Here is a 24568-nt window from a genome sequence, read left to right as displayed (position 1 = left end):
AAGTAGATCTATTTTCTTCAAACTAACCAAAATCCCAGAAATAGGTCTAGAAAATAGACCTATTTTGCCCGCTCCCCCTCGATCTGCGCTCTAATGCGCCGCAGCCGTGTGAATAGATCTACAAAGTAGATCTATTTTCTTCAAACTAACCAAAATCCCAGAAATAGGTCTAGAATATAGACCTATTTTGCCCGCTCCCCCTCGATCTGCGCTCTAATGCGCCGCAGCCGTAGGAATAGATCTACAAAGTAGATCTATTTCCTCCAAACTAACCATAATCCCAGAAATAGGTCTAGAATATTGACCTATTTTGCCCGTTCTCCCTCGATCTGCGCTCTAATGCGCCGCAGCCGTAGGAATAGATCTACAAAGTAGATCTATTTCCTCCAAACTAACCATAATCCCAGAAATAGGTCTAGAATATAGACCTATTTTGCCCGTTCTCCCTCGATCTGCGCTCAAATACGCCGCAGCCGTAGGAATAGACCTACAAAGTAGATCTATTTTCTTCAAACTAACCAAAACCCCAGAAATAGGTCTAGAATATAGACCTATTTTGCCCGCTCCCCCTCGATCTACGCTCTAATGCGCCGCAGCCGTAGGAATAGATCTACAAAGTAGATCTATTTTCTTCAAACTAACCATAATCCCAGAAATAGGTCTAGAATATAGACCTATTTTGCCCGCTTCCGTCAATCCCCCCAACGATTTACAAAGTAAATCATTATCTTTACCCGAGCAGGCTGTAGCCGCTTCTATCACCATATTTCGCGTTACTAACTCTGTTTGCGCTTCTGCTGATGCTCCTAACCAGCAACGATTTCCCGCTCCGCCTACAGACCGAGATTAAAAGCATGCTCTAGGCGGTATTCTCATAAAATGGATACGGTTAAAATGACGGTAGCAGATAAAAGAAACCGGAGATCATGTTTACATAGCTAGTTTCGCTTCACAAGCTCTCGCTTCCAATGCTAGTTTGCTCCACAAAACTTTGAGGAGGTTACATAATGCCCGTTTTAGAAGTGCGCCATTTAAAAAAAGCTTACGGCTCAGTCAGCGCAGTCGAAGACATCAGCTTCACGGTCGAAGCTGGCGAAGTGTTCACCATTATCGGCCCTAACGGCGCCGGAAAAACGACTACGCTCGAAATGATTGAAGGGCTGCAATCGCCTGACGCGGGCCAAATTGAGTTCGGTGCATTAAATTGGTCCAAAAATAGTGAGCAAATCAAGGTGTCCATCGGCGTGCAGCCGCAATCAAGCGCTTTGTTCGACCTGCTGACGGTAGAAGAAAATTTGGATTTGTTCGCGACCTTCTATCCGAAATCCAGGCCAGCAGCAGAGGTGCTCGAAATGATCAGCCTTACGGATCAACGTGATAAGCATGTCAAAAAGCTGTCCGGCGGCCAAAAGCAGCGGCTAGCGATCGGACTTGCGATGATTAATGATCCGACGATCATTTTCCTTGACGAGCCGACCACCGGACTTGATCCGCAGGCTAGGCGCAACATATGGGACATTATTCTTAAGCTGAAGGAGCTCGGCAAAACGACCATTCTTACGACGCATTATATGGAGGAGGCCGAGAAGCTGAGCGACCGCGTCTGTATCGTTGATCAAGGGAAGATTGTCACACTCGATACCCCAGCCGCTTTAATCGATCGCCTCACGAAGGAGCGCGAGGTTCGGCTCACCTTTCTTGATGGCGCGGACGCCGCGATCGAAACGGAGAAGGTGGCGCTCCTCCAACCTACTGTCGTCCGAACAAACCGCGAAGGCGCTTCGCTCCAGCTATGGACGACGCAGCCGGAAGAAACGCTCTATGAGCTGTTCGGCTTTACAAAAGACCGCGGTTTCCGGGTCGAGCAAATTTCGATTCGCGAAATGAGCCTAGAGGATGTATTCATCGCCTTCACCGGCAAGGAATGGAGGGATTAAATGAACAGCGCCAAGCAATTTTCCAAAATGTTCACCGCGCAAATCAAAATGATGTTTCGCGAGAAACAAGTATGGTTTTGGAATATCTTTTTCCCCGTCATCTTAATGGTGTTATTTATGATTATTTTCGGAGGCGGCTCGGGAGACAGCTTTAAGGCTACGATAGCCGTTGTTGATTCCAAACCAAACGCCACCTCAACGATGCTGCTCGAGCAGCTGCGGCAAATTCCAGTGCTCGAGTTCAAAGAAGAGCAGCCCGTTACGAAAGAAGCCGGCAATGCGCTCGTTGAAAAGCAAGATATCGACGCACTTATTATTTTGCCCGAATCAGAAGGCGCCAACACGATGCAGCTTGTTGTGAACAAGGCTGATGAACAGGGCGCTACCACGCAAGCGATAGCTGGCATATTAGATCAATTCATTCAGCAGGCGAACTGGACGGTTGCCGGAGCAACGCCAACGTTCAGCTTAACCAAAAGCTCGGTTTCCTCTGGCGCCGACGACTTGAATTATGCGGACTTCCTGCTCACTGGCATGATCGGATTATCCGTTGCCCAAGGCGGACTGTTCGGCATGGTCGAGCTCGTCGAGATGCGCAGGAAGGGCTTGATGAAACGGCTTCGCATGACGCCTGCAAATATGGGGCTCTACGGCTTAGCCGGCATGGTCGTGCGGCTCATGCTCGGTGTCATACAAATCGTTATTTTATCGTTGATTGGCGTATTCGGATTTGGCGCGAATCTTCATATTAACGTGTTCAGCTTGGTCATTGCCTTTTTTGCAGGGGGATTGGTGTTTAATGCCATGGGGTATTTATTCTCCTCGTTCAGCAAATCGATGGAGGCTTACATGGGGATGGCGAACATCGCGAGCATGCTTATGATGTTCCTAAGCGGCGTTTTCTTCCCGCTCGAAACTTTGCCGACCTGGCTGCAGCCCGTTACGCAAATGCTTCCGCTCACCTACTTCGTCGATGGCATGCGGGACGGCCTCATATACGCCTCCGGCGTAGCCTCAAGCTCGTTCTGGGTCGGAATCGGCATTATGGTGCTATGGGGCGTCGTATCCTTCTTAGTCGGCTCGCAAGTATATAAAGCCAAATCAATTGCGGCTACCCGTTAGACGCGCACAAGAAAAAGCAGGTCGCAATGCTTCAACCAAGCATCGCGACCTGCTTTTTTATTTGCCAATGCAATCCCTACACCTTTAGAGCCGCATGCTTCAGCTCCGACTTCTCGATCTGAATCGTCGTATGCTCGATCTGAAAATCGGATGCGATTTGCCGAATCGCTTCCTGCAAAACCTTCTGGCAGTCCACGCTGTCTTCGACGATCAAATGGCAGCTTAAGGAGTCCAGCCCAGACGTAATCGTCCAAATATGGAGATCATGCACCTCTTTTACACCAGGAATACGAAGCAGCGTTTGCTCGACCTGCCCAGCATCCACATTAGCCGGCGTTCCCTCCATTAAAATATGAACGGTTGATGTAATGATTCCCCATGCGCTTTTCAAAATCAGAATGGCAACGATTACGCTGATGATCGGGTCCGCGATATACCATGAAAACAAGGACATCAAAATACCGGCAATGATTGCACCAACCGAGCCTAGTGCATCCCCAAGGACATGAAGATAGGCGCTGCGAACATTTAAATTGTCTTTTACGTCGCCTTTGCGCATAAGAAACCATGCACTCGCAATATTAGCGAGCAAACCAATGCCCGCGATAATCATCATCGTCCCGCTCGCCACAGTTGGCGGCTCACCGAACCGCTTGATCGCCTCGGCGATAATGAAAGCCGCGATGACAAACAACGTAACGCCGTTCAGCAATGCGGCTAATATTTCAAACCGATGAAAACCGAACGTGCGACTGGAAGACTTCGGACGCGCCGCAAACCACATCGCCAGCAAGCTCAGCGCCAGCGCAGCGCTGTCGCTCAGCATATGCCCGGAATCGGACAGCAGCGCCAAAGAATTTGTCACTAAGCCCCCAACAAACTCCAAAATCATAATTCCAGCTGTAATGACAAGCGCAATCAACAGACCCGCCTTGTTATTAGGGGCATGTGAATGACCGTGATGACCATGCGAGTGACCATGGTGATGCCCGTGGGAATGATGGCTATGATTGCTCGTCTTTACGTGCTTCATCAGTTTATCATCATGCTTATGATCATGTCCGCTATGGTCATGCGCATGCTCGCACTTTCCATCAGAATGGCCATGTTCATTACGCAAATTTTCCCCGTTATCAGAATGCATATGCTCATCCTGTCTTTTATCCCCTCCATCTGCTGCTGCCCTTAAGCTTTGACTTTGTTTCTCGTTATTTGCTATGCTCATTGCCGCACCCTCCTCATCAAGCGCTAATAGTTTGCATCATAACCTTTTATTTCATTAAGCACTAATCCGTTCCTTTAGAATAACAAAGGTTATATACATATGAATACTTGCTCATATATTAATTATATGCACCGATGGTTAAAATTGCAATACCATTTGCACGCACAATTCTGAGAGCAAATTTGTACATTAAGCAGCGGCTATCCACATGTTTTAACAAAAAAAGAGGCACATCTCTGCGCCTCAGCTTTTTACCTAGATCTGCTATTTCACTCGCTCTTTCGATACTCTTTTAATGCACTAGCCATCTATCAGTCAGTCATCCGGATTTTACATCTAAAAGCAAGCTATCAGCTCCTCAACGGCTCAACCGCCTCCACCAGCTTCTCCTCCAGCTCCGCTGTGTAAGCAGCACGCTGCTCGTCGCTCCACTGAAGACGATCCGCCATTGCGGCAATGACATGCCATTTCCATTGCTGCACGTAACCGATATGGAAGAATAAATCGCCTGTGCGGCGGATAAAGAAATCTGTCGGCTTCACCGTCATTTCTGCTTCGAGCGAGTAGCGCAGCTGTACCGCCAGCACGAGCGGCAGCTCATGGGTTGCTGCCCAATTTCCCGTCCCTTGAGCCATCGCGAACAGCTGATCGACATTGGAGCCGTAACGCTGTGCCAGATAGGCCGACTCTTCCTTCGTAAAACCAAAATGAACCCCTTCAGCGGTCTTCTTTCTTAAAAATGGCTCAAAGCCTTCTGATCCGCCAAGGTCTCCGCCCGACATCGGTATCGATTTTGTTGCGCTCTTGGCGAAGTTAACGCTGCCGCCCTCTTGCCCAAGCAGCTCAACTACTTTATCAACGACCGTTTCAGCCATCTTGCGATATCCGGTCAGCTTCCCCCCTGCAATCGATATAAGGCCGGATTGCGATACGAAAATTTCGTCTCTGCGCGAAATTTCCGAAGGCGATTTGCCTTCCTGCTGGATAAGCGGACGCAGGCCTGCCCAGCTCGATTCGACATCCGCTTCAACTAGCTTCAGCTCAGGGAACATAAAGTTGACGGCTTTCAGCAAATAGGTGCGATCCTCCAGCGTCATAACCGGATTCACAGTGTCGCCCTTATAATTTGTATCGGTTGTACCGAAATAGGTTTTGCCGGCGCGAGGAATCGCGAACACCATGCGCCCATCCGGCGTATCGAAGTAAACCGCTTGGCGAAGCGGAAAGCGGCTCTTGTCGAACACGAGATGAACGCCCTTCGTCAGACGGAGCGTTTTCCCTTTTTTGGAGCCGTCCATTTCCCGAATATCATCGACCCAAGGTCCGGTTGCATTGATGATCTTAGTTGCCTTAATCTCATATTCTGCGCCGCTAATCGTATCTTTAACTAATGCGCCTGTTATTTTACCATCCTTATCGTACCGCAGCGTCTCCACCTTCGCATAATTGACTGACAAAGCGCCGGTTTCTACCGCTTTCTTCATCACTTCAATCGTCAGCCGCGCATCATCCGTCCGATATTCCACATAATAGCCGCCGCCCTTCAAGCCATCGCGCTTCAATAGCGGTTCCTTCGACAGCGTATCCGCTACGCTCAGCATCATGCGCCTCTCTTTTCTTTTGACTCCCGCCAAAAAATCATAGACACGCAGTCCAATCGAGGTTGAAAATTTGCCGAAGGTGCCTCCCTTGTAGAGCGGGAGCAGCATCCATTCCGGCGTAGTCACATGCGGTCCATTCTCGTATACGATAGCCCGCTCCTTGCCGACCTCGGCTACGACGCCTACCTCGAATTGCTTTAAGTAGCGCAAGCCGCCATGCACAAGCTTTGTCGATCGGCTAGACGTACCCGCCGCAAAATCCTGCATCTCCACCAGCGCCACCTTCATGCCGCGCGCGGCAGCATCAAGCGCAATGCCTGCCCCCGTAATTCCTCCGCCAATAACAAGCACATCTATTGGTGAGGATTGCATGTCTGCAAGCACCTGCTCGCGATTTTGCGCTGCAAAAATTTCCTTGCCCATATGATTTGTCATTATGATATCCTCCCGATTCTCTACCCATTAATGTTCTGCCAAATTCATTTTGGTTACTCATCATTTAGAAAATATAAACAAAAAAACCACTCAAACCGCTTCCTATCCCTATTAAAGGGTTTGGAAGCGGTCTTCGTGGTTTCTCCTGATCTCCAACCGTTATTAACTTATCGAAAGTATAGCATAATTATTGCGCAAAAGCCATGGCCGCTTTGACTGCGCGATGCCAGCCATTGTATAGCTCGGTACGCTTCTCAGCCGCCATGGAAGGCTCAAACAAACGATCCACTTTGCGCAGCTCAGCAAGCTCCTTGCGGTTTTCCCAGAAGCCGACGGCAAGGCCTGCCAAATAAGCCGCGCCAAGCGCCGTCGACTCATTGACCACAGGCCGCTCTACCGGAACGCCTAACAGATCGCTTTGGAATTGCATCAGCAAATTATTGAGCGTCGCTCCTCCGTCTACGGAAAGCGACTGGAGCGGCAAGCCCGACTCTTCCTCCATAACGGACAGGACATCCTTCGTCTGGTAGGCCAACGATTCCAGCACGGCGCGGACAAAATGGGCTTTCGACGTTCCGCGCGTCAATCCGAATACTGCACCTCTGACATCGCTGTTCCAATACGGCGTTCCAAGCCCAACGAATGCCGGAACGACGTACACGCCATCCGAGGTTTGTACTTGCTCCGCCAGCCCTTCGGTCTCCGAAGCAGATTCGATAAGCCCAAGTCCATCGCGAAGCCACTGAATCGCTGCTCCCGCAACAAATACGCTCCCTTCAAGCGCATATTCGAGCTTGCCGTCCACTTCCCATGCAATGGTGGTGAGCAATCCTTTTTCGGATACGATTGCTTTTGACCCGGTGTTCATGAGCATGAAGCAGCCTGTTCCATAGGTGTTTTTCGTATTGCCCTCTTCGTATGCATTTTGGCCGAACAATGCCGCTTGCTGATCGCCCGCCGCTCCCGCAACCGGAATGCTGCGTCCGAGCAGACCGGAATCAAGCTGTCCGTAAACCTCGGAAGAGGATCGCACCTCCGGCAGCATCGATTTGGGTATGTCCAAAATTTGCAAAAGCTCGTCATCCCAGCTCCGCTCATGAATGTTGAACATCAGCGTCCTCGACGCGTTCGAGACGTCCGTTACATGCACCTGCCCGCCGGTTAAATTCCAAATAAGCCACGTATCGATCGTGCCGAACAGCAGCTCGCCCTTCTCCGCTCGCTGGCGAGCGCCATCGACATGATCCAGCAGCCAGCTTACCTTTGTGCCTGAGAAATAAGCATCAATCAGCAATCCGGTCTTCGAATGAAACAGCTGCTCATATTCGCCTTGCTTAAGACCTTCGCAGATGTCAGCTGTTTGGCGAGACTGCCAAACTATGGCGTGATAAATAGGCTGCCCCGTCTTCTTGTCCCATACTACTGTCGTTTCCCGTTGATTCGTAATTCCGATTCCAGCGATTTGCTCAGCCGATATGCCTGTCTTGGCCAGAAGCTCGACCATCACCTTCTTCGTCGATTCCCATATAAACGAAGCATCCGCTTCAACCCATCCTGCATGCGGGTAATGCAGCGGAAGCTCCTCTCTTGCCATATCTACAATCGTTCCGCTCCGATCAACGAGCAGCGCGCGCGTGCTCGTCGTGCCCTGATCGAGGGAAAGCATATATTTTTCCACTTCATACTCCTCCTTGCAAATCTAACTCTTTAATCTGCTGCCTTCCACAGCTCTTTCCGCGATGTCGTAATAGCCGTTGCGCCAGCCTCAAGCGCCTGCTTTACATGGTCCTGCGTGCGTATAAGCCCTCCCGCTATAATCGGAATGCCGCTCCGCTGCTTGACCTCGCTAATGATATCCGGTATGACGCCCGGCAGCACCTCAATGAAATCGGGACGGTTTTTGTCCAGGCCCGTATAGCTTCGCTCGAGCGCGTCCGAATCGATTAGAAACAGCCGCTGAATGGCAATCAGCCCATTCTGCTTCGTACGGCCAATTACACTCGAGCGGGTGGATATAATACCAGCGGGACGTATCGACTGACAGAGAAACTCGGCTGCGTATTCGTCGTTTTTCAAGCCGTCGATCAAATCGGCGTGCAGCAGCACCTTTTTCTCATGCTGCCTTGCCAAATCCACGATATTTTTTAATTGTCCCAAATGCCCTCCGAGCAGCACCATAAAAGCATAAGGCGAGGCAAGCACCGCCTCCACGTCCTTAAGCTTATGCACAGCCGGCAATACGTTCTGACCATTCAGCAACAAAGACACCCCTGCCACCTCCATGCATCCTAATGATTTTCGTTATCCATAGTGCCGCTCACTTATTAGCTGGCATTCCGCTGCTCTCTCGTATTTGCAAACGGGTCGGCAAAACAATTTTTTTGGCAATTTCCCGCTTGGCGGCCAGCCGATCGGCTAGCAGCTCAACCGCGGTCTCGCCCATATGCTCCATATGAACCTTTACCGTCGTAAGCGGCGGCTGCAAAAATTCAGATATGGCGATGTCGTTGCAGCCCACGATTGAAATGTCCTGCGGAACCTGCACCTTCGCCTCATGCAGCGCACGCAGCGCGCCAACCGCCATCGAATCATTTTCGATAAAAAATGCCGTTGGCAGCTTCGCTCCGGATAAAGCCTTCTTCATCAGCTTATAGCCATCCTCCGCATATAAATGGCTGCCTGTAAAAACCAGCTCGGCATCATACAGCCCCTGATCGGCTAGACGCTCCATAAATACTTGCTCGCGCTCATCCCGTACTCGCTTATTGTTGACCCTATTGTGCCCGCCGATATAGCCGATCGCTGCATGGCCAAGCCCAATTAGGTAGTCCGCAACGTCGGAAACGGACTTGCGCAAATCAATGACGACAGAATCGAAGCGGTTATCGTCAGGAGAGGAATCGACGAAGACGATGTTCTCAAAGCCTAACGGAAATCGATCCAAATCCTCCTTCTCGAACCGCCCAATTGCTAGGATGCCGTCGAGCGGCTCGCCGGGCCACTCTTTGCGGTCTGAATCTTCTTGGGGCAGCATATATAACTTAACCAAATCCATCTTTCGCTGGAAGCATTCCCGTTCAATACCGAGCCTTATCGCCAAATAATACGGATCGAGCATTTCCTCCTGATCGGAATACCAGTTTACAAGCCCGACGCGATAGCGTTCCTTGGCAGCAGCGCCATTGCGTTGACGCAGCGTCTTGTAGTTCAATTGCTGGGCAACCTCGAAAATACGCTTTCGGGTTTCGTCGGCAACCGAAATGCCTGGATCATAATTAAGCACCCGAGATACGGTTGCGATCGACACATTTGCTCTTTGCGCGATTTCTTTGATCGTAGCCATACTACCGTTCCTTCCTGCTTAACAAGAAATGCTTGGTGTAAGCGATTTCCGTTTGATGAGTAAAATTATACTTTAATTTTACTAAAAATCAATAAAAACTATTTTCATTCCCTTCAAAAAGAAAAGACTGCCCTAGGTTATCGAACCTGTAGGACAGTCTGGCTTGATCTATTATTCATGCATAAAAAAATTGCCTACCATGCAAACTTGTAGAAGCCTGAACCGACATCAATTGTTACGCCTTCTGTTGTTTCCGTTACAGCTGTTACGCCCAAAGCTTTATGAGCAGCAGAGCCGCTCTCGGTAACTTTTGTCCCGGCAATTGCTCCCGGCAAGCGGATCTGCGCAGTTGTGTTTGCCGGAATAGCCACATCCAGCGTAAAGCCTCCATCCTCCGACTTCACCCATTTAGAACTGACCTTTCCGTACAGGGTTTGCAAGCTGCCTTCTGCCCATGCAAGACCCTCGCCTGGCTGCGGGGCAATTAGGATTTCTTTGTAGCCGGGTGCCGATTCTACCGTTTGAATGCCCGCTACGGTGCGGTACATCCAGTCCCCGATGGCGCCATATGCATAATGGTTGAAGGAGTTCATATCGCTGCTCCAGAAGCTGCCATCCTCCTTGATGCCGTCCCAATGCTCCCAAATCGTCGTTGCGCCCTTCGTTACCGGATACAGCCATGAAGGGTAGGTTTGCTGGAGAAGCAGCTTATAAGCAGCCTCGTTCTGGCCAAATGCGCTAAGCACATGATTCAAATAAGGCGTGCCGACAAAGCCTGTCGTCAGGTGATACTTGCTTTGCTCGAGCAGCTCTGCCAGCTTTGCAATTGCCCGCTTCTCCGCCGCCTCGTCCAGCAGCCCGAACATAAGAGCAAGCACTTGAGCCGTCTGAGTCGGTACGGCCAGCCTGCCCGAAGCCGTCACGAACTCCTCGCGCAGCGCCGATATGATTTGGTCGTACAGCACCTGATACGCAGCCGCATCCTCCGTCTCATTCAGCACGACTGCCGTCTTCTGGACTAGCGACACCGAATACGCATAAAAGGCAGTCGCAATAAAATCGCGATCGGTCGCTCCTACATAATCGCCGGATTTCGCATCCAGCCCGAGCCAATCGCCAAAATGAAAGCCCGTATTCCACAAAAACTCGTTATCCCCTTGACGCCGAATATAGGACACCCACGCCTTCATGCTGTCATACTGCTCCTCCAATATTCGTTTATCCCCATAGCAAACATAAATCGTCCATGGGCAAATAACTGCCGCGTCGCCCCATGCCGCCGAGGACTTATCGTTCTCGCCCAGCACATGTGGAACGACAAACGGCACGCCGCCGTCCTCCGACTGATCGGCCTCCACGTCCCGCAGCCACTTGGTGAAGAAAGGAGCAACATTCGACAAGTAGGAAGCGGTCTGAATGAACATTTGCGCATCGCCGGTCCAGCCAAGCCGCTCATCCCGCTGCGGACAGTCGGTCGGCACGTCGAGGAAGTTGCCCTTCAAGCCCCATTTGATGTTGTGCTGAAGCTGGCCCACGAGCGGCTCCGAGCACTGGAACGTCCCGGTCTCCTCCATATCCGAATGAAGCACCACGCCTGTAAAATCATCCAGCTCCACCTTCTCGGGAAATCCGATAATTTGCACGTAACGAAAGCCTTGAAACGTAAATCGCGGCTCAAACGTTTCACGCTCCGTGCCCTTCGGCACATACTTGATCGTCTGCTTCGCCGCACGCAAATTCTCCGTATAGAAATTGCCTTCTTGGTCCAGCACCTCGGCATGCAGCAGCGTCACTTCAGTCCCCTCTTCTCCCTGCACCGCAAATTGAACCCAGCCGACCATATTTTGGCCAAAATCAAGCACGCGCTCCCCCTTCGGCGTCATGAACAGGGCAATCGGCTTCAACCGCTCCTGCTTGCGGACAGGCTCGTTCACCTGCGGCGTCAGCATTTGCTTCCCGTGCGGCAGCACCTCTACCGGCTGCCAGCCTCCCGCGCTTTCATCATAAGCAGCCGTGCTCCAGCCCTGCCGCTCCAGACGCGCGTCATACGTCTCTCCATGATAGATTTCCGACAGCTGAATGGGGCTGATTGCCGCCTTCCATCCATCATCGGTCACGATCAGCTCTACCCGGCCGTCTTCATACACGATGCGCATTTGCAGCAGCAGCGCCAGACGGTCGCCGTACAAGCAGCGCTGATCGCCCCAAGCCAAGTTCCCTTTGTACCAGCCATTTCCGAGATAAGCTCCAATCGCATTTCCGCTTGGCGCAAGCAGCTCCGTTACATCAAAGGTTTGCGTTTGCAGCGTATGATTGTAGCTCGTCCAGCCTGGCGTAAAATAACTATCGCCTACCCGTTGTCCATTTAGCTCAAGCTCATAAATGCCGAGCGATGTCGCGTAAAGCCGCGCCTCCTTCACAGGACCTGTAAGTGCAAAGGTTTTCCTCAGCATCGGTGAGGGCTCAGCATCAATGGGCAGCAGCTCAAGCGGTGCTGAAATCCATTCCCCAGCCCACTCCTGCGGATTTAAGAGGCCCATCTCCCAATAAGCCGGTTCCGACCAAGCGGACTGCTCGCCGCTTTGATTCCATGCCCGCACGCGGTAGTAATAACGTTTGCAAGATTCAACAGCAAATGCATTCAGCTCCACAAGGGTCGATTGCTCCGATTCCACGCGTCCTGACTGCCAAATGACTGCGCCAAAACGATCATCCAAAGCAAGCTCAATCTCGTATGCAGATTGGCTCACCGCCCTCTCATCCGAATGCAGACTCCAGCTTAAACGCGGCCTTGCCACACCGATTCCAATCGGATTTTGCTGATACTCACAGCGCAGCCTACTAATCTCAAACATCATGGATTCCTCCTTAAATTCATAAAGCGAATCTGCTTTTCCATACTTGTACTTTACGATGACGTTATTTATTGCGTGTTCGCCTTCCTTGCTGCAGCTCTTTCCTCTATAATTATAAAAAAGCAGAGCAAAAACTTTGCAGGTATAACGGACAATATGATGCGGTAATACGGACATTTTCACCTTGATAAGAAAAATCTACGCTGGGAGCAAGCGAAATGAATCATCCAGTAGCAACGTTCCGTGGAGAGTACTTTTTTCAAAAAAATCAGCTCCTATACGTTAATCGCGCCGCTGAAAGCATTATGAGCCCCTATCATGATCATGATTTTCTTGAATGCGTCTATATTGCGGAGGGTGCCGGCTACCATCATATCGGGGATCAGGTTCAAAGGGTGCGTAAGGGACAGGTTTTTTTCATCCCAATCGGTATCTCGCATGTGTTCAGGCCGATCTCCGCAAATAAAGCGAAGAGCCCGCTCAGCGTATTCAATTGTGTCTTTTCTCCGCTGCTGCTGCATAAGCTTAGTGCATTCGCCTCCGACTACAGCATCGTTCAGTTTATGAGCGACATGGAAAGCGGACATTTTCCCTACTATTCCTGCATGGATACACACGATCAGTTCGAGAAGCTGTTTCTATCCATGCACAGAGAATATGAGCTACCGCAGACGGGCTCGCCTGATTACTTGCATGCGCTGCTGCTGCAGCTAATCATCGCTTTGCAGCGATCGATGGAACGCAGCCAGCCGTCACCTGCACCGAGGCAAACGGCCTTCATCAAGCTGCTAAATGATCTGGAGCTGCACTATGATCAGGAGCTGACCCTTGCGAAGCTGGCTGAGGCAAGCGGCTGGAGCGAGCGTCATTTGCAGCGACTCTTCCAGCAGCATACGAAGCAAAGCTTTCACCGCTATCTGCAAAATGTGCGCATCCAAAAAAGCCAAGAGCTTCTTCGCGGCTCTCCGCTCAAAATCAGTACGATTGCCGAGAAGGTCGGCTACAAGGATATTCATTCTTTCAACACGTTATTCAAAAGGTGCACCGGCATGACGCCAAGTGTTTACCGCAAGGAAAATGGCCCAGTCGACAAGCTGAATAGATAGGAGGCTCTTCATCAGCATGTTTACGTTAAAAGAAAAGCTCTACCTGCTGGAGCTGCTCAAAAAGCAAAACCGAAAAAGGCTCTTCAGCTTTGGCAAAAAAGACCCCTCGCATGACCGATTGGTAGAGAAGCTGGAGCAAATGGTACGCAATGAGCAGGTTAACCGCGAACAACTATAATAGGCTGTCATCATACATGCATACGCATAGTCAGTCACAGGAGGATTTATGACAGGAAAGACTCATCTTGCCATCGGAGCAGCCGTAGGTGCTGCCGCTTCGATCTATTACCCGTTCACTTTGGAGCATGCCGCTTTGTACATTGCAGTAGCAGGCTTCTCCGCATTAAGCGCCGATCTTGACGGCCCTAGCATGCTTAGCTCCAAGCTCAGCAAAATCTCCAAGCTGATCCGCGAGCTTACGCTATGGTCGGGCTTCCTGCTTGCCGGCATCATTTGCTATTATTTTTTCACCGATCGATCTCCGTCACCGTTATACATAGGCGTCGCAGCAGCTGTCTTCCTGCTCGGCCTCGTCGCTAAGCAGGGCGTCATCCGAAATGTACTCGCCAGCGTTGCCGGCTGCCTCGTCATGTACGCCGGCTACTATTATCAGATGAACTGGCTCATCGGTTTCGGCCTGTTTGCCGCATGGGTACCATGGCTGAAGCACCGCGGCATGACGCATACGATATGGGCGGTCCCGATTTGGGGGGCGATTGGCTGGGGACTTGAGAATCAGCTGCAAATCGAAGGCGTCGCAATCGTCGCCATGCTCGGTTATTTATCTCATCTCATCGCGGACACGCTTACGCCAAGCGGCGTAAAATGGCTTTATCCGTTAACGAAGAAATCATTTAAAATTCGGTTGTAGGCTTTCATTTAAAAATAGGCGCAAGCAACGAGGCTATAATGCCTGCTGCTTGCGCCTATTTGATTTCAACTGAACGCCGCTGGCGGAAAGCGATGCTTCGTCGCTTGCTCGAAGCCGTAAGCCAGCTTAATGAGTGTCGGCTCGCTGAAGGCAGTGCCGATAAAGGTGATGCCCTGCGGCCCTTTGGTCGTATAGCCGCCTTCTGCAATTATGCCGGTTTCGGCAAAACCGCCTGGCACGGTAATGACGGGATAGCCTGCTCTGGCGGCAAGATCATCAACTTCCTCATTGCCAAGGATTAGCAGCGCATCTAATCGATGCTCCACCAAGGCATGATCAATTCCGCCTTTGCCGGCCAGCTCTTTATTTCTAATTAGACTATCCACATATTCCTGCTCGGTCAGCGTTCCGCTCGTTTCCTCTGCCGATATGAGCGTATCCTGACCATATTTCAAAGCGATCTCCGCATGTTCCTCATTATAGGCAATAAGCTCCTGCAAGGAATGAATAGGAACTGATTCATCAAGCTTCCCTAGATAGTCATTGATATATTTTTTGAATTCATAGCGCAGCACATGCCAGTCCCAATCGACCTGCTCGCATGGCAGCTCAACAGGGTCAATAATCGTTGCTCCTGCCTGTTTCAAAACCTCGATTGCCCCTTCAATAATGGCGAGTCTAGCTTCGTCTAAATCTTTATAATAAAAGCGCGGGATTCCGATCCGGGCTTGCTGCAAATAGTCCGCATCCAAAAACGGCGTGTAATCCCGGTAGGATTGCTTTACCCCAGATAGCGTTGCATCATCCTGCTCATCCGCACCCGTCATTGCTCCAAGCAGAATAGCTGCGTCGGCTACCGTTCTTGCCATCGGACCGGCTGTATCCTGGCTGTTCGTAATGGGTATAATGCCGCTTCGGCTTACTAAGCCAATCGTCGGTTTAATTCCTACCAGGCTCGTTTGGCTTGCAGGGCTGATGATCGAGCCGGAGGTTTCCGTGCCGATTGCAGCAGCTCCCAAGTTCGCGGCCGCCGCAGCTGCTGAGCCTGAGCTTGAGCCGCCGATGAACAGCTCTCCCGGTCCATAAGGATTAAGCACAAGTCCTCCTCTTGAGCTGTAGCCAGCCCACATCGAGCTGGACATGAAATTAGCCCACTCCGTCATATTCGCTTTTCCGAGCAGCACAGCTCCGGCTGCGCGTAATTGCGAGGCAACGAAGGAATCCGCCGCTGCGTAGGAATTCGCTAATGCGACCGAGCCTGCGCTCGTGTGCATGTGGTCATGCGTATCGATGTTGTCCTTGAGCAGGATCGGTATGCCATGCAGGCTTCCCCTGCTTCCCTGCTCGATACGTTCCCTATCTAATGCTTTGGCGATTTCAATCGCATCCGGGTTGACTTCCAAAATAGAGCGAAGTACCCCGTCGTATCTCTCAATCCGAGCCAAATACAGCTTCACCAGCTCTTCCGAGCTTAACCAGCCCGCTTCCATAGCCGATTGCATGCTAGCAATATCCGCTTCTATTATCCATTTTTCCTTATTCACGTTCATTGGACGAACCCCCACAATGCTTCCAGCATCCCTTTTAATCCAATGATATCCAATTCCAATAAAACTGTCATCGTAATAAATAGGTATAGCCAAACTTTACGCCAGCAGAGGTGGAGATTTGTTCATGCTGCTCACATGCAGCAATCCATAGTCGAGCAGCTCGCCTGCCCGTTTAGAGGTAATCGGTTCAACTTGCACGGCAATGGCAAGGGAGCCTCCAAACTGCCTAGAGCTAACTTATATAGGATGCTAGCTCTTCTATAAACGTTGCTACTTTTATATCATTGAGAAAATAAAACTAGCCGTGCTACCTTGTGCTTTCTCACATCTAACGGGAAAAGCTCCTTCTAATTCCTCCGCTTGGCGCGATCACTGAAACATAACTGGAAATCCTCATGTTCATTCGCCCAAATTCCCTCAATCCGCCTTGGAAGTCACGTTTTAGATGGACCATTTTCCTCTAAGTTGCTCATTCCCCCCGAAACGGCCGAAATTGCTGGAGAAATTCCTGTTATTTCTAAAAAGAAGTCTAACCTGCCCCTCTTAAAGAACCCATCATCGCGCTTGAAACATCTCTTCGATAACGAGCGTATACAATACGTGTCATACCGTCCAAATGTTAGAAAAAGGTTGCCGATATGGCGTTATTTGATCTATTATCCGCTAAAATGGTTCGGGCAACGAATACTGCTGCCACGCAGCCGGTTTCTATGGAGGCACTTAATCTCTCCGCTATTGCGGAATCGCCACCAAATGGCTGCTCGGCATGCTTAGCCTTCTGTGGCGATATGCCGTATATTACCCGCTGCGCTGGCTCTGGCGTAATGTGATCTATCCACCGCTGCGGTGGGCGAGCAGCGAAATGGTGCGGCCAGCGCTGCGGTGGCTCCGACAGATTTTCAGATAAGCTATTTCCTATCCGTTCTTAGTTAGCGTTTCATCGTTGGATCAAGCGCCTTGGGAGGATGCGCCGCTTTCCTCCTTCCCCATGCCCCCGCATTCGTGCCCAACACTCCCGCAATGATAACAGCCGCGCCAATAAGGTGGTAATACGCAAGCTGTTCATTTAAGAAGACAAAGCCCCCAACAATCGAAACCAATGTAGCTAGATGGTTAAATACGCTCACCTTCGATGCCTCTAGCTTCGATAAGGCATAATTGCTGAGCAAGCTGGAAATGAGCGAGGATAGCACCCCCAAATATAAAATCGACACTAGGAACACAGGGCTTGCGAACGGCTCAAAATAAAGTAAAAGCGTCCCCTCGGCCAAATGCTGGCCAACCGCCATCAGGTTGAAGACAAGGAAGCCGATCACCGTCATCACGTAGGTCATGGTACTTACCTTCATCCGCGAAGTAAGCTTCCTTGCAAGCACGCTATAGCCGGCTAAAGCGAGGGCTGACAAAAGAATGAGCAGCGTACCTTTCATATTACCAAGATCAATGGTCGTTCCTTTCATGACAAATATGAAAATGACGCCCGCTACGGAGAGAAGCGTCGAAAGCTGCTGCAGCCTCGTCGTCCGCTCCTTCAGGAAATAGGCTGCCGCAGCCATCGTGAAGATCGGCACTGTCGCGTGGATAATGCCTGCCTCCGCGGAGCTCGTGAATTGCAGGCCAAAGGCTTGAAAAGCAAAGAACATCGACGGATATAAGACGGCCAGCGGAAGAATGGCAAGCATATCTCGCGGTTTAATCTGAAGCTTCACCCATCCGAATAGAACAGGAATGGCCGCGGCGATAAGGGAGACGGTAAAGCGGTGAGCGAGACTATCCAGCGGCGTTGCAACCGTTAAAGCTAATTTTCCGAAAAGAAAAGAGAGCCCTATGATGGTGGAATAAATAACGATAGCTGAATAGGCGAAGCGCTTCGTTTTGGAATCTAATTGTGCGGCTGTCATGACGTACCTCCTAGTAACTGCTCTTGTTACGTATATCGTATCTCCCAGCCATGCATGCTACAATAAGGAAAACCGCATTCTGTACCGTTACAGATCGCAGCAAGGAGCATGTCCAATGTACATGTATTTGAAGCTCATGAACGAGCTGGAGGATCTGATTCTGAAGCAGCCCTATAAGGATGGACAGAAGCTTCCTTCGATCCGATCGCTTTCGGAGCAATACGGCTGCAGCAAAAGCTCCATTATCAAAGCTTTGGGCGAGCTTGAGAAGCGCCATCTCCTATACGCGATGCCAAAGAGCGGCTACTACGTTGTCAAAGGGACCGATTCCGCTCCAAGCGAAGCGTCACCAATGTTGAATTTTGCGGCTGCCGCTCCTGATCCAAATGTGTTTCCCTATTTGGATTTTCAGCACTGCATCAATAAAGCGATCGACACCTACCAGAAGGACTTGTTCGTGTATGGCACTGCCAAAGGGATGGCATCCTTGATCGATATCGTACGCAAGCAATTCATGAGCTATCAGGTGTTCACCGAAGAGCGGAACGTATTTGTGGTGTCCGGCGTTCAGCAGGCGCTGTCGCTGCTTGCGGCTATGCCCTTTCCAAATGGCAAGCAGAAGGTGTTGATCGAGCAGCCTGGCTATCATCTGTTTATTGAATATTTGGAGACGCGCCGCGTGCCGGTCATCGGTATCGAGCGTCGCTTTGCGGGCATAGATTTTGACAGGCTGGAGAAAATTTTCCGTACGGAGGACATTAAGTTTTTTTATACGATGCCGCGTTTCCACAATCCGCTGGGCTGCTCCTATACGAACAAAGAAAAGAAGCGGCTTGCGAAGTTGGCCGCCAAATACGATGTATATATCGTTGAGGATGATTACCTCGCCGATTTCGAGCAGGACAGCAAGGCCGATCCGATATTTGCCCATGACGATTCGTCGCATGTCATTTACTTGAAGAGCTATTCCAAAATTATATTTCCCGGCCTGCGCATCGGCATAGCGGTTATGCCTGATCTGCTCGCTGAAACGTTTCGGCTGTACAAGAAGCAAAACGACATCGACAGCTCCATGCTGTCGCAAGCCGCTCTTGAAATCTATTTGCGCAGCGGCATGTTCGATCGTCACCGCGCCAAAATCCGCAGCAGATACGCGGCTAGGGCGAAGCTGCTTGATGCCGCGCTTGCGAAGGAGGCTGCTCGCAGCGGCGGCGCCTTCACTTATGAGCGCTCGAGGAATCCGATCGTTCATACTCATATTTTGCTGGATAAAACGATTTCCGCTCCGCTGATGATCGCAAAACTAAAGAAGGAATCGATCCTTCTGGGCGGTTTGGATCGGGATTATTTGGCCCATTTCGAGAGGGAAAATATCGTGAAGCTAAACGCGACCAGCGTAAATGAGGACGATATTGAACGAGGAATAGAACGGATTGGCGCCTTACTTGCCCAATCCGCCCGCAAATAACGATCAGAATCTTTCCGATACGACCTTCGCCTGCGTAAAGAGCAGCAAGTAATCGCGCCCTCCGGCTTTCGAATCCGTGCCAGACATATTAAAGCCGCCGAAGGGATGGACGCCGACCAAAGCACCCGTACACTTGCGGTTGAAGTAAAGATTTCCTACGTGGAACTGCTCGCGGGCCTGCTCCAATCTGCTGCGGTTCCGCGAGATGACCGCGCCCGTTAACCCATATTCGGTGTTGTTCGCGATATCGAGCGCCGCGTCGAAGTTGGCGGCCTTGATAAACGCGAGCACGGGGCCGAATATTTCCTCCTGCGCGATGCGTGCATACGGAGCGACATCTTTAATGATCGTAGGCTCAATGAAATAGCCGCTGCTGTCGCCAATTCTCCCGCCATGCACGATGGTTCCTTCGCTGCGCCCAACCTCGATATATTTTAAAATGCTAAGATACGCCCGCTCATCGATAACCGGGCCTACATAGGTGATTTGTTCGTTTGCCTTTCCAAGCTTTAGCCGCTTCGTCCGCTCAACAACCTTTTCGATAACCTCGTCATAGACGAGCTCATGCACGACGGCTCGCGAGCAAGCGGAACACTTTTGCCCCGCATAGCCGAACGAGGATGCGGTAATCGCTTCGGCTGCCAGGTCAAGATCCGCATCCTCATCGACGATGATCGTATCCTTGCCGCCCATCTCTGCCACTACGCGCTTAATCCATTTCTGATCCTGCTGGCTAAGCGAGGCTTTCTCATTAATGCGCAAGCCAACCTCGCGGGAGCCTGTAAAGCAAATAAAGCGGGTTAACGGATGCTCCACCAGAAAATCGCCAACCTCGCTGCCCGCCCCTGGCAAAAAATTCACAACGCCGTCAGGCAAGCCTGCGTCCTCCAGCAGCTCGACGAATTTGGCGGCAATGACTGCCGTCGCGCTAGCTGGCTTGAGTACGACCGTATTGCCGGCTACGACGGCGGCCATCGTCATGCCAGCCATGATCGCGAGCGGAAAATTCCATGGCGGAATAATAATGCCGACCCCAAGCGGGATATACGTCAGCTCATTATCCTCGCCGGCTACCGCAACAATCGGCTGCCGCTCCGCCAGCCGCTCCATTTCCCGCCCGTAATACTCGAGAAAATCGATGGCCTCCGCCGTATCTCCGTCTGCTTCGCCCCAGCTTTTGCCCGCTTCGTATACGAGCCAAGCTGAAAACTCATGCTTGCGCCGCCGCAGAAGCGCCGCAGCCTTATAAAGCACCCTCGCCCTAGCGGGCGGCGGCACCTTCTTCCAATCCTCGAAGGCCGCTGCTGCGGCAAGTATTGCCTTATGTGCAAGCCCGGTGTCCGCCTGCGATACGATTCCGATTAGCTGCTTCACATCGGAGGGGTTGATCGACTTGCGCTTTTGTATCGTTTCGATGCGGTCCGGACCAATCTTCAGCGTATACTCCAGGCCAAGCTCCGACTCCACTTTACGCAGCGCTTCCTGAAAATCGTTAATATGATCGGATACCGAGAAATCGGTAAATGGCTCGTTCTGAAATGGTTCCCGCATAGGCGTATCCCTCCTACCCATTCAAATTGACGATCGTTATACTTACAATATTTGCTCGCCCAGCAGCGAGCCTATAAGCTCTACGGCCAGCTTAGCCGTCTGGTCATGGTGGTCGAGGCTTGGATTGACTTCCACGACTTCTGCCGATGTAACGAGATTCGATTGGTACAGCAGTTCCAGCGCAAGATGCGCCTCACGGTAGCTTAACCCGCCGCGGACAGGCGTCCCCGTCCCCGGCGCCTCAAGCGGATCAAGGCTGTCGATGTCAAAGCTGACATGGACGCCATCGGTCGTCTGCTTGAGCTGCTGAATCACCTTCTCCATCACGCGCGCAATGCCGAGACGATCGATATCATGCATCGTATAGCAAGTGATGCCTAAAGAGCGAATGTACGCCTTCTCCCCGGAGTCGAGCGATCTCGCCCCGACGATCGCGACATGCTCTGGCTTTATTTTGGGCGAAATGCCTCTTAAACCCGTCAACAGCGGAATCCCTCGACCGAGGCTGATGCCAAGCGACATCCCGTGAATATTGCCCGACGGACTCGTATCCTCTGTGTTCAGATCCGAATGGGCATCGAACCAAATGACGCCAAGATCCTCATAATGCTCGGCAAGGCCCGCAATCGTCCCGATCGATATGCTATGATCGCCGCCCAGCACTAACGGGAACGCTCCTTCCGCCACAATTTCAGCTACGCGCTCCGATAGCTGGCTGCAGGTCTCATGCACCTCCGACAAATGCTTGGCATTCGCTGACTGAGACGGCGGAAGCTGCGCCGTGACGCTGACCTCTCCTGCCATGCGATAGGGAATACCCAGCTCCGTCAGCTTGCGGCTTAGCCCTGCAGCATGCAAAATATGCGCCGGACCGAGCTCAGCGCCTGGCGTGCCGGCTCCTTTTCCGAAAGGTACCGAAACAATGGCTACCTGTTGAATGCCCATAGCCGTCACTCTCCTGCCAAGTTGCTATTCGCGAAGACAGCTTGAATGCTCTCAAACGCCCAGTCGATCTCGTCCTCCGTTATAATGAGCGGCGGCGCAAGCCGAATCACATAGTCATGCGTTTCCTTGCACAGCAGCCCTTGCTCCATTAGCCGCTCGCAATATGCTCTAGCAGGCGTATTGAGCTCGATGGCAATAAATAAGCCGCGGCCCCTGACCTCTTTTATATCCGGATGCTGCAGGGCGGCGAGCTTCAATAAGAAATACTGCCCGAGCACTAGCGAGCGATCGGCCAGCAATTCATCCTCGGTAACATCAAGCGCAGCGATTGCAACGGCGCAGCTGAGCGGATTGCCGCCAAACGTAGAACCGTGTGACCCCGGCTCAAATACGTCCATTATGCTGCTGCTCGCGGCAATGGCCGACACCGGCATAACGCCCCCGCCAAGCGCTTTGCCCATGATGTAGATATCGGGAACGACATCCTCCCAGTCGCAAGCGAACTTGCGTCCTGTACGGCCGAAGCCCGTTTGAATTTCGTCTGCGACGAGCAGCAGCTGATGCTCCTTGCACAGCTTAGCCGCAGCGGCAAGAAAGCCCTTCGGCGGAATGCGTATGCCCGCTTCGCCTTGAATCGGCTCGATCAGCACCGCGGCGGTATTTGGGTGAATCGCGGCCTTTAACGCCTCCAGATCTCCATATGGAATAACACGAAAACCTGGCGTGAACGGGCCAAAGCCGTGCCGATAGCTCTCTGTCGAGGAGAAGGAGGTAACCGTCAGCGTCCTTCCGTGAAAATTGCCTTCAAAAACGATAATTTCCGCTTGCTCAGCCGGAATATGCTTGACGCTGTAAGCCCAGCGCCGCACAGCCTTTATCGCCGTCTCGACCGCCTCAGCCCCCGTATTCATGGGTAGAATCCGCTCTTTGCCGGTATAGGCTGCAAGCTTCTCGCAGAACGAGCCCAGCACCTCGTTGTGAAATGCGCGTGACGTAATCGTGACCTTATCCGCTTGCTCCTTTAACGCTTCAATAATGCGAGGATGACGATGCCCTTGATTCAAAGCCGAATAAGCGCTCAGCATATCCATGTAACGCGCACCTTCCGAATCCTGCACCCATACGCCTTCTCCGCTGCTAATCACTATCGGCAGGGGATGATAATTATGGGCGCCGAAATGCTCAGCCAGCTCGATGTCTTTGCTCACCCTGTTCATCACCTGCTCCTTTCTGCATGCATACGCAAAAAATAGCTGTTTTTAAATTTTATGCGGTTAAGGGGTGACAAATAACAAAGGGAATGGATGTTAGGTACAAAGTAACAATTTCTCTTGTGCGGATAAGGCTTGTTGCTTTACTATTAGTCGGGGGGATTTGTAGAATGAGGAATAAAAAAGTATTTTTCACTTTGTTGATTAGTCAAATTTTGTTCGGACTATTTACAATCGTTTGGTTTTTCGTAGCGTTAATGTCCGTCATGATCTTCGACTCGCCGGGCTCCGCAAATTTGTTTTGGCCTGTGGTGCTGTTTATCATCAATTGGCTTTATCCGGTAGCGCTCATTTTGTCCATTATCGTGAGCTGGATTCTGTATCGCTTTGGCAAAATGAAAACAGCGGTAACCGTCGCAATGGTACCGCTCATTTGGGTGCTTGCATTTGCCGTACTATTCATCATAGCTAGCTTGAGCTAAGAAGAGCCATTACCGATAAAACGACGCCAGCCTTGCTCCAAATTATCTCGCGCCCACTGCAGGTGATTGCGATCCTCATACTGGCGGAAGGGGCACTCTATGCAAAGAATAAGATCCAAATACAAATCATAGAGTGCTCTCCGGCCCTGCTCTGCCGGTGTAAGCGCCTTGTTGCCATAGCCCTCGAGAAAAGCTGCCGTTTTGTTAAAGTGGCTAAAATAATGCTCCATCAGCGGATCGCCCCAAAGCGCACGCTCGAAATCGATGATGCCCGAAACGGCTCCGTCCTTTACGAACACATTGCCATCCCATAAATCCCAATGAATGAGCTTTGGCTCCGTTACTTCATCGAGAACGTCTAACCGGGCCGAAACCTCGTTCCTTATTGAATCATAATCCGCCGGAAGCAAAACGCCCTCTTGCTCTCCATCAGCCAGCACGCCTAGCAGCAGACGATGAAAGGTCTCTCTCCAGGAGGAGGATGCCGAAACGTCGCTAGCAGCATATAAGCCAAAGCGTTCACCCCGAATTTCATTTAATTGACGGTTATAGACGCCAAGCTGGTAATCAATTTGATTGCGCTGCTCCTCGGTCAGCAGATCTTTCACCTTATTGTAAGGCTCGCCCTCCAGCATCTCCATAATGAAATACTCGCAGTCTACGAGCGTTTTTGAGTTATCATGCGCGTATACAGCCGGTACCGGCATAGCCCCGACCAGCTTCACTAATCGCAGCACCTCTACCTCTGCCTGCATCAGCCCCTGCTCATATCTCATCATCTTCGTATCCGATAAGGGAGCTGCCTTTACAATGACCAATTGTCCATTCGCCAGCGTCACTTGATAAGCAGCATTAGCCCAGCCGTCCGTAAGCTCCTTAACAACTGTCGCCGCTTGCCCAAACGCATTCAATGTAATCGCTGTCATTTCACTTTCTGTCAGCTTCCTCTTTGTCCCGCTTTCCAT

Annotated in this window: 20 protein-coding genes; 8 read left to right on the top strand and 12 right to left on the bottom strand. The window is 51.2% G+C overall.

Annotated elements, in window-relative coordinates:
- The first annotated feature begins 1007 nt into the window (after positions 1 to 1007).
- Entirely contained in the window at positions 1008 to 1937 is a 930-nt protein-coding gene (locus HI950_RS19325; protein WP_169090976.1) for an ABC transporter ATP-binding protein, read from the top strand.
- Complete coding sequence (locus HI950_RS19320) at positions 1938 to 3059, top strand: ABC transporter permease (RefSeq protein ID WP_223285382.1); 1122 nt, start codon at positions 1938 to 1940, stop codon at positions 3057 to 3059.
- Between the two features lie 76 nt (positions 3060 to 3135).
- Here HI950_RS19320 and HI950_RS19315 read toward each other — a convergent pair whose 3' ends face one another.
- The 6 genes from HI950_RS19315 to HI950_RS19290 all read right to left on the bottom strand — a co-directional run bounded on the left by HI950_RS19315 (position 3136) and on the right by HI950_RS19290 (position 12518).
- Complete coding sequence (locus tag HI950_RS19315; RefSeq protein ID WP_169090986.1) at positions 3136 to 4092, bottom strand: cation diffusion facilitator family transporter; 957 nt, start codon at positions 4090 to 4092, stop codon at positions 3136 to 3138.
- A 542-nt stretch (positions 4093 to 4634) separates the two neighbouring features.
- Entirely contained in the window at positions 4635 to 6320 is a 1686-nt protein-coding gene (locus HI950_RS19310) for a glycerol-3-phosphate dehydrogenase/oxidase (RefSeq protein WP_317618409.1), read from the bottom strand.
- 187 nt (positions 6321 to 6507) lie between these two features.
- On the bottom strand, positions 6508 to 7998 hold the full coding sequence (gene glpK, locus HI950_RS19305) for a glycerol kinase GlpK (protein ID WP_169090974.1): 1491 nt from the start codon (positions 7996 to 7998) through the stop codon (positions 6508 to 6510).
- A 29-nt stretch (positions 7999 to 8027) separates the two neighbouring features.
- Positions 8028 to 8582 (bottom strand): glycerol-3-phosphate responsive antiterminator, encoded by a 555-nt coding sequence (locus HI950_RS19300; protein ID WP_169090982.1) that lies wholly within the window; start codon positions 8580 to 8582, stop codon positions 8028 to 8030.
- Between the two features lie 55 nt (positions 8583 to 8637).
- Positions 8638 to 9663 carry a LacI family DNA-binding transcriptional regulator gene (locus tag HI950_RS19295; RefSeq protein WP_169090972.1) on the bottom strand — a complete coding sequence of 342 codons (1026 nt, stop codon included), beginning with the start codon at positions 9661 to 9663 and terminating at the stop codon, positions 8638 to 8640.
- 194 nt (positions 9664 to 9857) lie between these two features.
- Positions 9858 to 12518, bottom strand: coding sequence for a family 78 glycoside hydrolase catalytic domain (locus HI950_RS19290; protein WP_169090980.1), 2661 nt, complete (start codon positions 12516 to 12518; stop codon positions 9858 to 9860).
- Between the two features lie 218 nt (positions 12519 to 12736).
- Here HI950_RS19290 and HI950_RS19285 point away from each other — a divergent pair, with 218 nt between their 5' ends.
- From HI950_RS19285 to HI950_RS19275, 3 genes are read left to right on the top strand one after another with little or no spacing between them, the layout of a single operon-like run.
- Complete coding sequence (locus HI950_RS19285; RefSeq protein WP_169090970.1) at positions 12737 to 13624, top strand: AraC family transcriptional regulator; 888 nt, start codon at positions 12737 to 12739, stop codon at positions 13622 to 13624.
- A gap of 16 nt (positions 13625 to 13640) precedes the next feature.
- Entirely contained in the window at positions 13641 to 13802 is a 162-nt protein-coding gene (locus HI950_RS19280) for a hypothetical protein (protein ID WP_169090968.1), read from the top strand.
- A gap of 48 nt (positions 13803 to 13850) precedes the next feature.
- A complete protein-coding gene (locus HI950_RS19275; protein WP_169090966.1) occupies positions 13851 to 14495 on the top strand; it encodes a metal-dependent hydrolase in 645 nt (214 codons plus the stop codon).
- Between the two features lie 65 nt (positions 14496 to 14560).
- On the opposite strand, the gene HI950_RS19270 is transcribed toward HI950_RS19275, so the two are convergent.
- Positions 14561 to 16045 (bottom strand): amidase family protein, encoded by a 1485-nt coding sequence (locus tag HI950_RS19270; RefSeq protein ID WP_169090964.1) that lies wholly within the window; start codon positions 16043 to 16045, stop codon positions 14561 to 14563.
- A gap of 638 nt (positions 16046 to 16683) precedes the next feature.
- Between HI950_RS19270 and HI950_RS19265 the strand changes: the two genes are divergently transcribed.
- The gene (locus tag HI950_RS19265; protein WP_187768129.1) at positions 16684 to 16875 is read left to right on the top strand and encodes a hypothetical protein; all 192 of its coding nucleotides are present in this window, start codon (positions 16684 to 16686) and stop codon (positions 16873 to 16875) included.
- Between the two features lie 99 nt (positions 16876 to 16974).
- Here the strand turns inward: HI950_RS19265 and HI950_RS19260 are convergent, their stop codons facing one another.
- Positions 16975 to 17946, bottom strand: coding sequence for a DMT family transporter (locus tag HI950_RS19260; RefSeq protein ID WP_169090962.1), 972 nt, complete (start codon positions 17944 to 17946; stop codon positions 16975 to 16977).
- Positions 17947 to 18061: 115 nt separating this feature from the next.
- Between HI950_RS19260 and HI950_RS19255 the strand changes: the two genes are divergently transcribed.
- Entirely contained in the window at positions 18062 to 19414 is a 1353-nt protein-coding gene (locus HI950_RS19255; protein WP_169090960.1) for an aminotransferase-like domain-containing protein, read from the top strand.
- A gap of 3 nt (positions 19415 to 19417) precedes the next feature.
- Here the strand turns inward: HI950_RS19255 and pruA are convergent, their stop codons facing one another.
- The 3 genes from pruA to HI950_RS19240 are packed head-to-tail and all read right to left on the bottom strand — an operon-like array spanning position 19418 to position 23127.
- On the bottom strand, positions 19418 to 20965 hold the full coding sequence (pruA, locus tag HI950_RS19250) for an L-glutamate gamma-semialdehyde dehydrogenase (RefSeq protein WP_169090957.1): 1548 nt from the start codon (positions 20963 to 20965) through the stop codon (positions 19418 to 19420).
- A 42-nt stretch (positions 20966 to 21007) separates the two neighbouring features.
- Positions 21008 to 21910 (bottom strand): arginase, encoded by a 903-nt coding sequence (gene rocF / locus HI950_RS19245; protein WP_169090955.1) that lies wholly within the window; start codon positions 21908 to 21910, stop codon positions 21008 to 21010.
- 5 nt (positions 21911 to 21915) lie between these two features.
- The gene (locus tag HI950_RS19240) at positions 21916 to 23127 is read right to left on the bottom strand and encodes an ornithine--oxo-acid transaminase (RefSeq protein WP_169090953.1); all 1212 of its coding nucleotides are present in this window, start codon (positions 23125 to 23127) and stop codon (positions 21916 to 21918) included.
- A 164-nt stretch (positions 23128 to 23291) separates the two neighbouring features.
- Between HI950_RS19240 and HI950_RS19235 the strand changes: the two genes are divergently transcribed.
- Positions 23292 to 23603, top strand: coding sequence for a hypothetical protein (locus HI950_RS19235; RefSeq protein ID WP_169090951.1), 312 nt, complete (start codon positions 23292 to 23294; stop codon positions 23601 to 23603).
- Here the strand turns inward: HI950_RS19235 and HI950_RS19230 are convergent.
- The gene (locus HI950_RS19230) at positions 23600 to 24568 is read right to left on the bottom strand and encodes a phosphotransferase family protein (RefSeq protein WP_169090949.1); all 969 of its coding nucleotides are present in this window, start codon (positions 24566 to 24568) and stop codon (positions 23600 to 23602) included. The genes HI950_RS19235 and HI950_RS19230 overlap by 4 nt on opposite strands.

It is taken from the genome of Paenibacillus sp. PL91, from assembly GCF_012935325.2.
GTDB lineage: Bacteria > Bacillota > Bacilli > Paenibacillales > Paenibacillaceae > Pristimantibacillus.
This window is presented reverse-complemented; position numbering and strand designations above follow the sequence as displayed.